General features: G+C 60.9%; 15 protein-coding genes and 1 other RNA gene. 8 read left to right on the forward strand and 8 right to left on the reverse strand.

Annotation, left to right across the window (positions count from 1 at the left end; all coding sequences use genetic code 11):
• Positions 1–37: 37 nt before the first annotated feature.
• From ACA051_RS28355 to ACA051_RS28380, 6 genes are all read right to left on the reverse strand, one after another.
• On the reverse strand, positions 38–1,042 hold the full coding sequence (locus ACA051_RS28355; RefSeq protein ID WP_497306268.1) for an extracellular solute-binding protein: 1,005 nt from the start codon (positions 1,040–1,042) through the stop codon (positions 38–40).
• A 240-nt stretch (positions 1,043–1,282) separates the two neighbouring features.
• Positions 1,283–2,500 carry a 2-octaprenyl-3-methyl-6-methoxy-1,4-benzoquinol hydroxylase gene (locus ACA051_RS28360; protein WP_497375646.1) on the reverse strand — a complete coding sequence of 406 codons (1,218 nt, stop codon included), beginning with the start codon at positions 2,498–2,500 and terminating at the stop codon, positions 1,283–1,285.
• A gap of 9 nt (positions 2,501–2,509) precedes the next feature.
• The gene (locus tag ACA051_RS28365; protein ID WP_497306269.1) at positions 2,510–2,995 is read right to left on the reverse strand and encodes a DUF4442 domain-containing protein; all 486 of its coding nucleotides are present in this window, start codon (positions 2,993–2,995) and stop codon (positions 2,510–2,512) included.
• Complete coding sequence (gene ubiH / locus ACA051_RS28370) at positions 2,988–4,175, reverse strand: 2-octaprenyl-6-methoxyphenyl hydroxylase (RefSeq protein WP_497372773.1); 1,188 nt, start codon at positions 4,173–4,175, stop codon at positions 2,988–2,990. Before ubiH ends, ACA051_RS28365 begins: the two co-directional genes overlap by 8 nt.
• On the reverse strand, positions 4,172–5,506 hold the full coding sequence (gene pepP / locus ACA051_RS28375) for a Xaa-Pro aminopeptidase (protein ID WP_497306271.1): 1,335 nt from the start codon (positions 5,504–5,506) through the stop codon (positions 4,172–4,174). Before pepP ends, ubiH begins: the two co-directional genes overlap by 4 nt.
• 27 nt (positions 5,507–5,533) lie before the next feature.
• A complete protein-coding gene (locus tag ACA051_RS28380; RefSeq protein ID WP_497306273.1) occupies positions 5,534–6,094 on the reverse strand; it encodes a YecA/YgfB family protein in 561 nt (186 codons plus the stop codon).
• A gap of 129 nt (positions 6,095–6,223) precedes the next feature.
• On the opposite strand from ACA051_RS28380, the gene ACA051_RS28385 reads away from it, so the two are divergent.
• The 4 genes from ACA051_RS28385 (at position 6,224) to ACA051_RS28400 (ending at position 7,648) form a co-directional block, all read left to right on the forward strand.
• Complete coding sequence (locus tag ACA051_RS28385) at positions 6,224–6,433, forward strand: TIGR02449 family protein (RefSeq protein WP_007942437.1); 210 nt, start codon at positions 6,224–6,226, stop codon at positions 6,431–6,433.
• Entirely contained in the window at positions 6,430–6,747 is a 318-nt protein-coding gene (locus ACA051_RS28390) for a cell division protein ZapA (RefSeq protein WP_007942435.1), read from the forward strand. The genes ACA051_RS28385 and ACA051_RS28390 overlap by 4 nt, the downstream gene beginning before the upstream one ends.
• 30 nt (positions 6,748–6,777) lie before the next feature.
• Positions 6,778–6,956: non-coding RNA, 6S RNA (ssrS, locus tag ACA051_RS28395), on the forward strand.
• Positions 6,957–7,042: 86 nt separating this feature from the next.
• Entirely contained in the window at positions 7,043–7,648 is a 606-nt protein-coding gene (locus ACA051_RS28400) for a 5-formyltetrahydrofolate cyclo-ligase (RefSeq protein WP_046045124.1), read from the forward strand.
• A 35-nt stretch (positions 7,649–7,683) separates the two neighbouring features.
• Here ACA051_RS28400 and ACA051_RS28405 read toward each other — a convergent pair whose 3' ends face one another.
• Positions 7,684–7,836, reverse strand: a complete 153-nt coding sequence (locus ACA051_RS28405) for a hypothetical protein (protein WP_497306275.1) — start codon at positions 7,834–7,836, stop codon at positions 7,684–7,686.
• 200 nt (positions 7,837–8,036) lie between these two features.
• On the opposite strand from ACA051_RS28405, the gene ACA051_RS28410 reads away from it, so the two are divergent.
• From ACA051_RS28410 to ACA051_RS28425, 4 genes are all read left to right on the forward strand, one after another.
• Positions 8,037–8,486, forward strand: a complete 450-nt coding sequence (locus ACA051_RS28410; RefSeq protein WP_497372775.1) for an EVE domain-containing protein — start codon at positions 8,037–8,039, stop codon at positions 8,484–8,486.
• A gap of 122 nt (positions 8,487–8,608) precedes the next feature.
• Positions 8,609–9,574: an HlyD family secretion protein gene (locus tag ACA051_RS28415; RefSeq protein WP_497372777.1), complete on the forward strand. Its 966-nt coding sequence runs from the start codon at positions 8,609–8,611 to the stop codon at positions 9,572–9,574.
• Positions 9,571–12,294 (forward strand): ribosome-associated ATPase/putative transporter RbbA, encoded by a 2,724-nt coding sequence (rbbA, locus tag ACA051_RS28420; RefSeq protein WP_497306281.1) that lies wholly within the window; start codon positions 9,571–9,573, stop codon positions 12,292–12,294. Before ACA051_RS28415 ends, rbbA begins: the two co-directional genes overlap by 4 nt.
• Positions 12,294–13,412, forward strand: a complete 1,119-nt coding sequence (locus tag ACA051_RS28425; RefSeq protein WP_497306283.1) for an ABC transporter permease — start codon at positions 12,294–12,296, stop codon at positions 13,410–13,412. Before rbbA ends, ACA051_RS28425 begins: the two co-directional genes overlap by 1 nt.
• An 87-nt stretch (positions 13,413–13,499) precedes the next feature.
• On the opposite strand, the gene ACA051_RS28430 is transcribed toward ACA051_RS28425, so the two are convergent.
• Positions 13,500–13,907 (reverse strand): flagellar basal body-associated protein FliL, encoded by a 408-nt coding sequence (locus tag ACA051_RS28430; protein ID WP_109635761.1) that lies wholly within the window; start codon positions 13,905–13,907, stop codon positions 13,500–13,502.
• Positions 13,908–13,941: the final 34 nt, after the last annotated feature.

The raw sequence follows: 13,941 nt of genomic DNA on the forward strand, positions 1-13,941 counted from the left end.
TCGCCACAGGTAGCCGCTCGCCACAATAACGGTGAGGTCAGTTCCAGCCCGCCCGATCCATCATGCGGATCGCTTCAGCCTGACGCTTGCCGGCAATTTCCACCGGCAGCGTATCTGCCACAAACTTGCCCCAGCTCGCCACTTCCGCAGACGGCTGAACCTTAGGGTTGGCCGGGAATTCCTGGTTCACGTCAGCGAAGATCTTCTGCGCTTCAGGCGTCGTCATCCATTCAACCAGGGCTTTGGCGGCTTCCGGGTGCGGTGCATGCTTGGTCAGGCCGATGCCCGACAGATTGACGTGCACGCCACGGTCGCCCTGGTTCGGCCAGAACAGCTTCACCGCCAGGTCAGGCTTCTGCTTGTGCAGTCGGCCGTAGTAGTAGGTGTTGACGATGCCCACATCGCATTGGCCAGCGTTGATCGCTTCCAGCACGGCGATGTCATCGGAGAACACATCAGTGGACAGGTTGTTGACCCAACCCTTAAGGATCTTTTCGGTTTTGTCGGCGCCATGCACTTCGATCATGGTGGCGGTCAGGGACTGGTTGTAGACCTTCTTCGCCGTGCGCAGGCACAGGCGACCTTCCCAGTTTTTATCGGCCAGTCCTTCGTAAGTGGTCAACTCGCCCGGTTTCACCCGCTCGGTGGAGTAGGCGATGGTCCGCGCCCGCAAGCTCAGGCCAGTCCAGGCGTGAGCGGAGGAGCGGTATTGCAACGGGATGTTGGCGTCGATCACCTTGGAGGTGAACGGTTGCAGGATGCCCATTTGCTCGGCCTGCCAGAGGTTGCCGGCATCGACGGTCAGCAGCAGGTCGGCGGTGGCGTTCTCGCCCTCGGCCTTGATCCGCTGCATCAACGGCGCTTCCTTGTCGGTGATGAACTTCACCTGCACGCCGGTTTTCGCGGTGTAGGCATCGAAGACCGGTTTGATCAGCTCGTCGATACGCGAGGAGTAAACCACCACCTCGTCGGCGGCCTGGGCTGCGGTGCTGCCGATCAAGGTCAGGGCGAGTGCGGTCAGTAGACGCTTCGGTGCCAACATGGGAGCGATCTCTCGAATTGAACAAGTGAGGGCAAATGATAAGGACTCACATTTAGCTTCTCAATCGATCAGTTTGCGGAGGAGTTACCAGATGTTGCACGGTTTGAGATAAGGGTTGATGTCCGGGCCCCTTCGCGGGCAAGCCTCGCTCCTACAGGATCTACCTGTGCCATGAAATCGACTCAGTACCTGTAGGGGCGAGGCTTGCCCGCGAAGAGGCCATAAGCCTCACCGCAAAATTCAGGCCTTGGCGAGCGCCGGCAAATCCCCGATCAACCCCAGCGCTTCGCGCACGAACAACGCCTTGGCTTCCGGCATCTGGTCAACCATCTTCAACCCGGCATTACGCAACCAGCGCACCGGCAACGGATCCGCCTGGAACAATCGCTCAAAGCCTTCCATCGCCGCCATCAACGCCAGGTTGTGCGGCATGCGCCGACGCTCGTAACGACTGAGCACCTTCACGTCTGCCAACCGCTCGCCGCGCTCCGCCGCTTGCAGCAGCACTTCGGCCAGCACGGCGGCATCGAGGAAACCGAGGTTGACGCCCTGCCCGGCCAGCGGGTGAATGGTGTGCGCCGCATCGCCGATCAACGCCAAACCTTCAGCCACATATCGCTTGGCATGCCGCTGGCGCAGTGGCACGCACAGACGCGGGTCGGCGCTGAGCACGGTGCCGAGTCGGCCTTCGAAGGCCCGCTCCAGCTCTTTACAGAAACCTTCGTCGCCCAGCGTCATCAGGCGTTCGGCTTCGCTCGGGGTGGTCGACCAGACGATCGAACACCAATCCTGCTCACCGTCTCGTTCCAGCGGCAGAAAGGCCAGCGGACCGTTGTCGGTGAAGCGCTGCCAAGCCGTCATTTGATGAGGTTTGGAGCTGCGCACGCTGGTGACGATCGCATGGTGCAGATAATCCCACTCGCGTGTGGCCACACCGGTCAGGCGCCTGACCGCCGAATTGGCGCCATCCGCCGCAATCACCAGGGGCGCGCGCAAGGTACGACCATCGGCTAGGGTCAGCAGCCAGTCATCGCCGGAGCGGCGCATCTGCTCCAGACGCGCATTGGCCAGCATCCCGAGGTCGCAGTCGTGCAGACGATCGAGCAAGGCGTCCTGAACCACGCGGTTTTCGACGATATGACCCAACACGTCAGCATGCACACTGGTGGCTGAGAAACGGATCTGCCCGGTGCCGCTGCCGTCCCATACCTGCATGTCGGTGTATGGGCTGCTGCGCCGGTTGGCGATGCCGTCCCACACGCCCAGGCGCTCGAGAATTCGCTGGCTGGCCGCCGACAACGCACTGACTCGCGGCTCGAACGGTGCTTGGCCATCGAAGGGTTTGACGCTCATCGGGCTGCCGTCCAGCAGCAGAACTTCCAGCCCGCTGTCCTGCAACGCCAGCGCCAGGGCACTGCCGACCATTCCGGCCCCGACAATCAGCAGATCTGCGCGCATTTCCATGCTTTAAGCCTGTCTCGCTTGCGGTTTGAGCCGCACGTAAAGGGTTTTCTGCACCCGCGCCACCAAGGCGCCGGCACCGTCATGAATATCGACCTGCAACTGCGGCAGGTATTTTTCGCCGTTCGCTGTCTGTCGGCGGATCTCGTCGAGCAAGGTCTCGTCGATGCTGAAGCGTGCAAACACCGGGCCTTTGCCCGGCGCGATGAAGTCGATATCGGCGGCCTTGTCCCAGACGATGAACTGACGACCGAGGTTTTCCATCAGCATCAGCATGTAGAACGGGTCGACCATCGAATAAAGGCTGCCGCCGAACTGGGTGCCGACGTAATTGCGGTTGTACCAGCCCAGGCCCATGGACACCTGAACGTCCCGGAAGTCATCACTGATGTGCCGCACCCTTACCCCGGCGCCGAGGTACGGCGGGTAAAAGGTCATGAACCACCGCATCAACCGCGCTTTGCCAAATTTGTCAGTCAGCCACTTAAGCATCGGGACGCGTACCCAGGCCCATGGCTTGCCGAGCGAACCAGCGCTTGGCCGGCGGCAGCAGATCGAGACCGAGCAAGCCGATATTACGACCCAGCGAAACCAGTGGCTGGGTGCTGCCGAACAATCGGGTCACCTGATCGGAGAAGCCCACGGTCAGGTTCTGATCCATGCGCTGACGCTCGCGATAAGCCTGCAAGGTCGCGAAGTCGCCGGGCGATGTGTCGCTCGCCAGCAACGCATCGGCCAAGGCCTGAGCATCACGCAGCGACAGGTTGAAGCCCTGACCGGCAATCGGATGCAGGCTGTGCGCGGCGTTGCCGAGGATGGCCAGATGCGGACGCACTTGCTCTTCAGCTTCGATCAGCGTCAACGGATAGAGATGCCGCGCGCCCACCTGCTTCAGGGTGCCAAGGCGATAACCGAACACGCCCTGCAACTCGCTTAGGAAGCTGCGCTCATCCAGCGCCGCCAGGCGTTGCGCGTCCATCCCCAATCGGGTCCAGACCAAGGCGCAGCGGTTGTCCGGCAGCGGCAACAACGCCATCGGGCCGTCGTCGGTGAAGCGCTCGAAGGCCATGCCGTTGTGCGCTTCGCTGGGCGTGATGTTGGCGATCAGCGCACTCTGGTTGTACGGGCGTTTTTTGATGCCGATGCCCAATTGCTCGCGCAGGCCGGATCGGCCGCCATCAGCGAGCACCGCGAGGTCGCATTCCAGGGTGGTTTCGTCGTTGAGGGTCAGTCGATAGCCATCGGTCAGCGGCTCCATGCGCGTGACTTCCGCCGGGCAACGCCATGTGACCACGTCCTTGTCCAGACCTTGCCAGAGGCATTGGCCGAGCCAGGCGTTTTCCGCCACATAACCCAAGGCCGGAACGCCCTCTTCCATCGCCGACAAACGCGCGGTGGAGAAACGTCCACGGTCGGAGACATGAATCTGCTTGATCGGCTCGGCGCGGCGGGAGATTTCCTGCCACACGCCCAACCGTTGATAAATCTGTTTGGCACCGTAGGACAGCGCCGAAGAACGAGCGTCATAGCTCGGCTGATAGGTATCGCCGGGGGCAAACGGTTCAATCAGCACGATCTTCCAGCCACGCGCCTTGGCCCCGGCCTGCAATGCCAATGCGAGGCTGGCGCCTACCAGACCGCCACCGATAATGGCCAGATTGACTCGACTCATGCGGCTTGTGTCCGCGCAGCGGCCATCAAGGCCTCGATCTCGGCGACCGTTTTCGGTACGCCCTGGGTCAGGATTTCACAGCCGCTTTTGGTGACCACTACGTCGTCCTCGATGCGCACGCCAATGCCGCGCCATTTCTTCGCTACGTTCTGGTTGTCCGGGGCGATGTAGATGCCCGGTTCCACGGTCAGCGCCATGCCGACTTCCAGCACCCGCCATTCGCCGCCGACCTTGTATTCGCCGACGTCATGCACATCCATGCCCAGCCAATGGCCGGCGCGATGCATGTAAAACGCTTTATAGGCTTCGCTGGCGATCAACTCGTCGACGTCGCCCTTCAACAGGCCCAACTTCACCAGACCGGTGGTAATCACCCGGACCGTGGCTTCGTGCGCCTGATTCCAGTGTTTGTTCGGGGCGATTTCGGCGAATGCAGCTTCTTGCGACGCCAGCACCAGCTCGTAAATCGCTTTCTGCTCCGCTGAATACTTGCCGTTGACCGGCCAGGTGCGGGTGATGTCGCTGGCGTAGCAGTCGATCTCGCAACCGGCGTCGATCAACACCAGGTCGCCATCCTTGAGCACCGCGTCATTCTGCTGGTAATGCAGGATGCAGCTGTTGCGCCCGGCGGCGACGATCGAGCCGTAGGCCGGCATCTTCGCCCCGCCCTTGCGGAACTCGTAGTCAAGTTCGGCTTCGAGGCTGAACTCATGCAGCCCGGCCCGGCTGGCCTGCATCGCCCGGATATGCGCCTGGGCGGAAATCCGTGCGGCTTCGCGCATCACCTTCACTTCTGCTGCCGATTTATACAGGCGCATGTCGTGCAGCAGATGATCCAGGGCAACGTATTCGTTCGGCGGCTGCGCGCCAAGGTGCGCTTTAGAGCGGATCACGTTGATCCACTCCATCAGGTGCCGGTCGAATTCCGGGTTGCTGCCCATGGCCGAATACACCCGGTCGCGACCTTCGATCAGGCCCGGCAGGATGTCGTCGATGTCGGTGATGGGAAACGCGTCATCGGCGCCGAAGTCGCGGATCGCGCCTTCCTGGCCAGCGCGCAGGCCGTCCCACAGTTCTCGCTCGGCGTTGCGTTCACGGCAGAACAGAATGTATTCGCCATGTTCGCGACCGGGCATCAGCACAATGACGGCCTGAGGCTCAGGGAAGCCGCTGAGGTACTGGAAGTCGCTGTCCTGGCGGTAAACGTGCTCGACGTCGCGGTTGCGGATGGCTACCGCGGCGGCGGGCAGGATGGCGATGCTGTTGGGTTCCATCTGCGCCATCAGGGCCTTGCGGCGACGGCTGTATTCCGATTTCGGGATATGAATCATGGGCAGATGGCTTTCCCTGACAAACGATTAATGCAGCGACGGCTTGGCCACAGCCGGCTCATCCGCTTTTTTGGTTTCGGAGAACAGCAGCAGCGGGGCAACCCGCAGATATTCCATGACTTCCATGTAGTCGCTTTCGCCGTCTTCGGACTCTTCCAGGGCGTCTTGCACCTGGGAAATGGCGGCCAGATCCTGCAACACTTCGGTGGCTTCGGTGCTCAGCATGCTGCTATCACGGCAGTTGAGGCCGAAACCGCTGAGGAAGCCCTGGCACCATTGGCCCAGTGCAGCGGCACGGTCAGCCAGCGGCTCGTCATCGGTCGGCAGCAGCAGAACGACGGTCACGTCGTCGCCAGTGAGCTCGCCCTTGACCATCTCCTGCAAGCCGATCAAGGCATTGCGGACATTATCCTGTGGCTCGTTTTCGAGCAGCTCGGCGGCATCGATCAACCATTCTTCTGCATTGAAGCCGGCCCCGGCGCAACTGCGTCCGAGCAGCAGGCCATGCAGTTCGGCAGGCGAGACGTTATGACCGCTGGAAGTCAGCAGTGTGGCGAAAGCTTGGTACGGGGAATTCTGAATGGGCATGGGCAGCTAGGCGCCAGACGGCGCTATGTCTAGAATGAAGGCCTTGTATCCTACATCGACAGACTCGCCAAGACTATTAAAGGCTGTCCGCCAGCTACCACTCATCAGACTCAATTTTCAGTGGACATAATGGAAGACACCGACCTGCAAGCGCTGATGGCCAGACTCGAACTGCTAATTAGTCGAGTCGAGCAACTTAAGAGTCAAAACGGACTCCTATTAGCTCAGGAAAAAACCTGGCGCGAGGAACGCGCTCACCTCATTGAAAAGAACGAAATCGCCCGGCGTAAGGTCGAATCAATGATTTCGCGCCTCAAGGCCCTGGAGCAAGACTCATGAGTTCAAGCAATAGCGTTACCGTGCAGATCCTCGATAAAGAATATTCGATCATCTGCCCCCAGGAAGAGCGCAGCAACCTGGTGAGCGCCGCCCGTTACCTGGACGGCAAGATGCGCGAGATCCGCAGCAGCGGCAAAGTCATCGGCGCAGACCGCATCGCCGTGATGGCCGCGTTGAACATCACGCACGATCTTCTGCACAAGGAAGAACGCCCGGATGTGCAGGCCAGCGGCTCGACTCGCGAGCAGGTTCGCGACCTGCTGGACCGCGTCGATCTGGTGCTCGCCACCGATCCGGACGTCACCAAGGGCTGAAACACGAAACCGCTTGGGGTATACTCGCCACACTCCCTGGGGTGCTTGCCAGTTGACCACGTCCCTGAGCCGATTCGCACTACCCTGGAGGCTGCACGTTGGGCTGGTGTGCATGTCCGCTAGACGGAAAGCCTTAAAGCCTACTGCATCTTCCACCTTGAACTTTCGGGTTCAAGGGCTAAGTCAGCAGCGGTTCATCCGGGGAGCCTGATTCCAGTCCGATGCCGGTTTAAATACCGGCATCGGCTTTTTTACGGGTACGCTTTACGTATCCGTCCTGTCGAAGCCTGAATCCATGACCGAACCTGCGCTGCTGCCCCGCCCGCAACTTCGACGCATGCTGCGCAAGGCCCGCCGCGCACTGACCCCTAGTCAGCAACGCCAGGCGGCTCGCGGGCTCTACAAGCAATTGGCCCAGCAGCCGCTGTTTCGCCGGGCAAAACACATTTCTCTTTATCTGCCCACCGACGGTGAAATCGACCCGCGTGTTTTGCTGCGCGCCGCTCAACGTCGGGGCAAGGCGACTTATCTGCCGGTGCTCAGCGCCTGGCCGCGCACCAAAATGGTGTTCCAGCGGATTCGTCCCGGTGAAAAACTGAAACCCAACCGCTTTCGTATTCTCGAACCCCGGCACAACCTCGCCCGCCAACGCAAAGTCTGGGCGCTGGACCTGGTGTTGTTGCCATTGGTGGGGTTTGACGATGTAGGCGGACGCCTGGGAATGGGCGGCGGTTTCTACGACCGAAGCCTCGCCTACCTGGCGCGGCGAAAAAACTGGCGCAAGCCGACGCTGTTGGGGCTGGCCCATGAATGTCAGAAAGTAGAACGATTGGCGCAGGCGAGCTGGGATGTGCCGTTGCAAGGAACGGTGACCGACAAAGCGTGGTATTTCGCAGGCTAGACGCCACCGGAATCAGCGGCGTCCGAAAGACAGTCTCAGCGCTTGAAGGCCGACGGCTGTTGTTGCTGCGCGATTTCGATCGGTGCGTTGGTCTTGTTGTTCCACAGGCTTTGGGCATAGCCGGTGGTCACGACGCCGAGGCCAAACAAAATAACCAAAATCCATAGTAAATCCGGTTTGCGTTTCATCGATTGCCCCCCAAAGGCACATCAACACGATGACAGCAGCGGTTCCGTTTTAGGTGTAGGCCGTGCAGCAGCGTCAAGCTTAGAAGGCCGGCATTTTGCGACAACGTGAACTGACACGCAAACGCTGGCGTCAACCGACTGTCGGTTTGTCATAAAAACGCCCGACAACTTGCCCACTCACCTCGCAAGGAGCAAAAACCATGGCCTACTGGCTGATGAAATCCGAGCCCGACGAACTCTCGATCAAAGACCTTGCGAAGCTCGGAAAAGCGCGCTGGGACGGGGTTCGCAACTATCAGGCACGTAACTTTTTGCGGTCGATGGCGGCGGGCGACGAGTTTTTCTTCTATCACTCCAGTTGCCCGGAGCCCGGGATTGCCGGAATCGGCAAAATTGTTCAAGCGGCGTATCCGGACCCAACGGCGCTGGAGCCGGAAAGTCATTACTACGATCCAAAGGCCACGCCAGAGAAAAACGCCTGGAGTGCCATTGATGTTGCGCATGTCGAGACGTTTGCCAAGGTGTTGAAGCTGGATTATTTGAAGCAGCAGACGGCGTTGGCGGAGATGCCGTTGGTGCAGAAAGGCTCGCGACTGTCGGTGATGTCCGTTACCGCTGAGCAATGGGCTGCGGTGCTGAGCCTGCGCTGAAAAAACTGCACCGCCCGCCGCCCTGACCTGGATCGGTCAGGCGCGACACCCAGTTGACAGATATCAAGTCGCACCCGCCGCTTGCCTGTCAGACTACGACGCTACAGACGCAGGATGCAGACATGTCGATTCACAGCCGCTCTTCACTTTTCTTCGCCTTTTTACTGGGGGCTTTGCTGCTGGCCGCAGGGGGCTTCGGTTATTGGAAGTCGACCCTTAGCCGACTGCCCGAAGGGTTGTATGTCGGTAATGGTCGACTTGAAGCCACTGAAGTGCAGATCGCCAGCAAGACACCCGGCCGGCTGGCCGAAGTCCTGGTGGATGAAGGCGACAAAGTGACCAAGGGTCAACTGCTGGCACGCATGGACACCCGGACCCTCGAAGCCCAGCGCAACCAGGCTGAAGCCGAAGTGATACGCGCCCGGGAAAACCTCAATGCAGCCCAGGCCAATGTGCAATTGCGCCAGAGCGAGCAACGGCTTGCCCAGCAAGAGCTCAAACGCTCCCAGGAATTGTTCAAGCGCGGTTTCGCCAGTGGCCAGATCATCGATCAACAGCAGTCACGGTTCGACACCGGCAATGCGGCCGTCACAGCCGCCCGCGCGCAGGTGTCCGCCGTCGGCGCAGCCATTGGCGCGGCACAGGCACAAGTCGCTCAGCTGACCAGCGAAATTGACGACAGCAGCCTGCGGGCCCCCATTGACGGGGTGATTCAGCTGCGCATGGCCGAACCCGGCGAAGTCCTCGGCGCCGGTGGCCGGGTTTTGTTGCTGATCGATCCGAACGATCAGTACATGAACCTCTATCTCGCCGCCTCCGTCGTCGGACGCCTGGCGGTCGGTGATGAAGCGCGGATCCTGCTGGACGCCGTGCCCGGCAAGCCGTTGCCGGCGAAAATCAGCTTCGTGGCAGCCAAATCGCAGTTCACCCCCAAAGAAGTCGAGACCCGCGACGAACGTCAGAAACTGGTGTTTCGGGTCAAGCTCCGCCTGACCCAACCCAGCAGCGTGCCCCAAGCCAAACCGGGGATGCCCGGTAACGGCTACGTGCGCACCGCGCCCATTGGCTGGCCGGCCAATCTTCAATGACCGGCCTGGCGCTGCATGCCGAAGGCCTTCAGCACCGGTACGGCCACCAGCAGGTGCTGACCGACATCACGTTCAGCTTGCCCGCCGGCACCCGATGCGGGTTGATCGGTCCGGATGGCGCGGGCAAATCCAGCCTGCTGGGTTTGATCGCCGGCGTGAAGACGCTACAAGTCGGCCAACTGGACGTGCTCAGCGGCTCGATCCAGGACCGGCGCCACCGCAACAGCCTCTACTCGCGAATCGCGTTCATGCCCCAAGGCCTGGGCGGCAACCTGTATCCCGAGCTGTCGATCAGCGAGAACATTCACTTCTTCGCCACCTTGTTCGGGCTGTCCGGGGCCGAATGCGATCAGCGCATGCAAAGTCTGCTGCTGGCCACCGACCTGCTGCGGTTTGCCGAGCGCCCGGCGGGCAAGTTATCGGGCGGCATGAAACAGAAGCTCGGCCTTTGTTGCGCACTGATTCATGAGCCCGACCTGCTGATCCTCGATGAACCGACCACCGGCGTCGACCCCTTGTCCCGGCGACGCTTCTGGGAGTTGATTGATGACGTCCGGCGTCAACGCCCGCAATTGACGCTGCTGGTCGCCACCGCCTACATGGAAGAGGCCGAGCAGTTCGAACACTGCCTGATGCTCGATGGCGGCAAACTGATCGCCGCCGGTTTGACCCGCGATCTCGGGGCTGTGACCCCCAACGGCAAGCTCGATGAGGCCTTTACCCACTTTCAGGGCGACACCGGCCGTGACAACCAGCCGCTGGTGATCCCTGCCCGAACCAACGCCACGGCCGACATCGCCATCGAAGCCCATGACCTGACCTTGCGCTTCGGCGATTTCACGGCGGTGGACAAGGTCAGCTTCGCCATCGGCCGCGGCGAGATCTTCGGGTTTCTGGGCTCCAATGGCTGCGGCAAAACCACCACCATGAAAGTGCTCACCGGGCTGATCCCGGCCAGCGAAGGCAGCGCCACGCTGCTGGGCAATCCGGTAAACGCCAAGGATTTAGCCACCCGCAAACGCGTCGGATTCATGTCCCAGAGTTTCTCGCTCTATGGCGAGCTCAGCGTGCGGCAGAATCTGGATTTGCACGCCCGGCTGTTCGACTTGCCCAAGGCCGAGAGCGCGCAACGCATCGACGAGTTGATCCTGCGTTTCAACCTGGGCAGCGTCGCTCATCAGCCGTCCGGAGCACTGCCACTGGGCCTGCGCCAACGGTTATCCCTGGCGGTGGCGGTGCTGCATCGCCCGGAAGTGTTGATCCTCGACGAACCGACGTCTGGCGTCGACCCGGCGGCCCGGGATGATTTCTGGCGGCTGCTGATCGAACTGTCCCGCGAACAGGGCGTGACGATTTTCCTGTCCACGCATTTCATGAACGAAGCCCAGCGCTGTGACCGCATCTCACTGATGCACGCCGGCAAGGTCCTGGCCTGCGACACCCCGGCAGCCCTGCAACAGCAGTTCAAGGGCCAGACACTGGAGGCGGCGTTCGTCACCTGCCTGGAGCAGGCCCAAGGCCCGATCGCTGCGGCGACGCCGCCAACGCCCATCGACACGACGCTCGCACCCGCCACACCGAAGCAAGATAGCCGCTTCAGTTTTGGACGATTACGGGCGCTGGCGAGTCGTGAAGGCAAGGAGTTGCTGCGCGATAAAGTGCGCATGGCGTTCGCCCTGCTCGGGGCGATGTTCATGATGGTGATCTTCGGCTACGGCATCTCCCTGGATGTGGAAAAACTCGCCTTCGCGGTTTACGACCAGGACCAGACGCCACAAAGCCGGGCGTATCTGGAGGCTTTCCGCAGCTCCCGTTATTTCGACGAACAACCGCCCATCAGCGATGCAGCGCAATTGCATCGACGATTACAGCGCTCGGAAATCAAACTGGCCCTGGAGATCCCGCCGGGATTCGGCCGAGACCTGTTCGCCGGTCGTCAACCCGCGGTGGCGGCCTGGTTCGATGGCGGTATGCCATTTCGCGCCGAAACCAGCCGCAATTACGTGGAAGCGGTACACCAGGCCAACCTGGTGCAATTGGCCGAGCAGTCCAGCACCGCACTGAACCGGCAAACGGCAGCCCAGCTGGAAACCCGCTTTCGCTACAACCAGGATGTCGTCAGCGTTAACGCCATCGGCCCCGGGGTGATGGCGCTGATCCTGGCGTTCATCCCGGCCATGCTGACAGCGCTGGGCATCGTGCGGGAGAAAGAACTGGGCTCGATCACCAACTTCTACGCCACACCGCTGACGCGACTGGAGTTCCTGTTAGGTAAACAAGCGCCGTATCTGGCTATCAGTCTGATCAACCTCGCCGTCCTGACAGCCATGAATCGCTGGCTGTTCGGCGTGCCTTTCAAGGGCAGCGCCCTGACCCTGGCCTTCGGCGGGCTGCTCTACGTGCTGGCGACCACCAGCATGGGCCTGTTGATTTCGGCGTTCACCCGAACCCAGATTGCCGCCATTCTCGGCACCATGATCATTACCAGTCTGCCGACCATTCAGTTTTCCGGCTTGATCGTGCCGCGCTCGTCGCTTGATGGCGCGGCCGCTGTCATGGGGATGCTGTTTCCGGCGGGCTACTTCCTCGATATTGCCGTTGGCACGTTTACCAAGGCCCTGGATATCCGGCAGTTGTGGCCGCAATGCCTGGCATTGTTCGGGTTCTTCCTGGGGTTTACCGGCCTTAGCCTGGCCATGCTGAAAAAGCAGGAGGCCTGATGCACAAGCTTGCGCACATCCTGCGTCTTGGCCTCAAGGAACTCACAAGCCTGCGACACGACAGCGTGTTGCTGCTGTTCCTGTTCTATGCCTTCACCGTCGCGATCTACATGCCGGCCGCCGGCTCGGTGATCGGCGTGCACAACGCCAGCGTGGCCATGGTCGATGAAGATCACAGCCACCTGTCACGACAATTGGCGCAAGCCCTGCAGCCGCCGGAATTCCAGCCGCCGGTGTCGCTGCCCTACGAACAACTGGACGAAGTGCTGGACAGCGGGCGATTCACTTTCGTCATCAATGTCCCGGCGAATTTCCAGGCGGACCTGTTGGCTGGCCGCCAGCCGGCGGTGCAGGTGAACGTCGACGCCACCGCCATGAGCCAGGCATTCATGGGGGCGGGCTACATCGGACGGATTTTCCAGCGCGAATTGCTGACCTACAGTGGCCAGGGCGATGCGGCGAGCAAAGCCCCCGTGCTGCTGACCACCAGAGCGCTGTTCAATACCAACCTGGAGGGCGGCTGGTTCCTGGCGGTGATTCAAATCGTCAACAACATCACCATCCTCGCCATCATCCTGACTGGCACAGCCCTGCTGCGCGAGCGTGAACACGGCACTCTCGACCATTTGCTGGTGCTGCCCCTCACGGCGCTTGAAATCATGCTGGCGAAAATCTGGAGCAACATGCTGGTGGTGGTGCTGTGCACTTGGGTGTCGCTGGAGGTGATCGTCAAAGGTGCACTCGGCGTGCCGCTAGCCGGCTCCATGACCTTGTTTTTGCTGGTGACGGCCGTTTATCTGTTCGCCAGCACAGCGCTGGGAATATTCCTCGCAACCCTCGCCCGCTCGACACCGCAATTCGGCCTGCTGGCGATTCCGGTGATCATCCCGATGTTGCTGCTCTCCGGGGGCAGTACGCCGCTCGACAGCATGCCGCAATGGCTGCAATGGGTCATGCAGGGCTCGCCATCGACGCACTTCGTCAGCCTCAGTGCCGCGATACTGTTTCGCGACGCGGGTATCAATGTGGTGTGGCCGGACTTGCTGGCATTGAGCGCCATTGGCCTGCTGTTTTTTACAGTTGCGCTGATGCGGTTTCGCAAGAGCCTGGCGTCTTGAAAGACCGAGCCCGCTCCCACAGGAACTGCGCAGAGCCCTGTGGGAGCGGGTTTGCCTGCAATGAGGCGCGCCCGGGCCGCGAGAGAATTACTGAATAATGAGGTTGTTGAACAACAAATCCTCAACCACCGGCTTGCCGGTCTCATCGTTCATCACTTGCTGAGTCTGTTTCAGGGCTTCCTGACGCAGCTTTTCCTTGGCTTCAACGTTGCTCATCGCTTCGGTCGTCTGCTGGGCAAACAATGCCACCAGCTGATTGCGGATCAACGGCTCATTGGCCTTCACCGCCTTGGTCGCCTCGTCACCGGTCACCCGCAAAGCCACATCGGCCTTGTAGACCTTGAGCTTGGGCGTACCGTCCAGCCCATAGTTGCCCACGAACGGCGGGCTCAGGGTGATGTAATTGACCTTCGGAGCTTCACCTTCTTTGGCTTCTTCGGCCATCGCTGCCACGGGCAGAGAGAGGGCCAGCAACAACATGATCCACGCTTTCACAATTCGCTCCTTATCCGGTTTGCGGCCTAGCATA

The organism is Pseudomonas sp. LBUM1669, assembly GCF_059695705.1.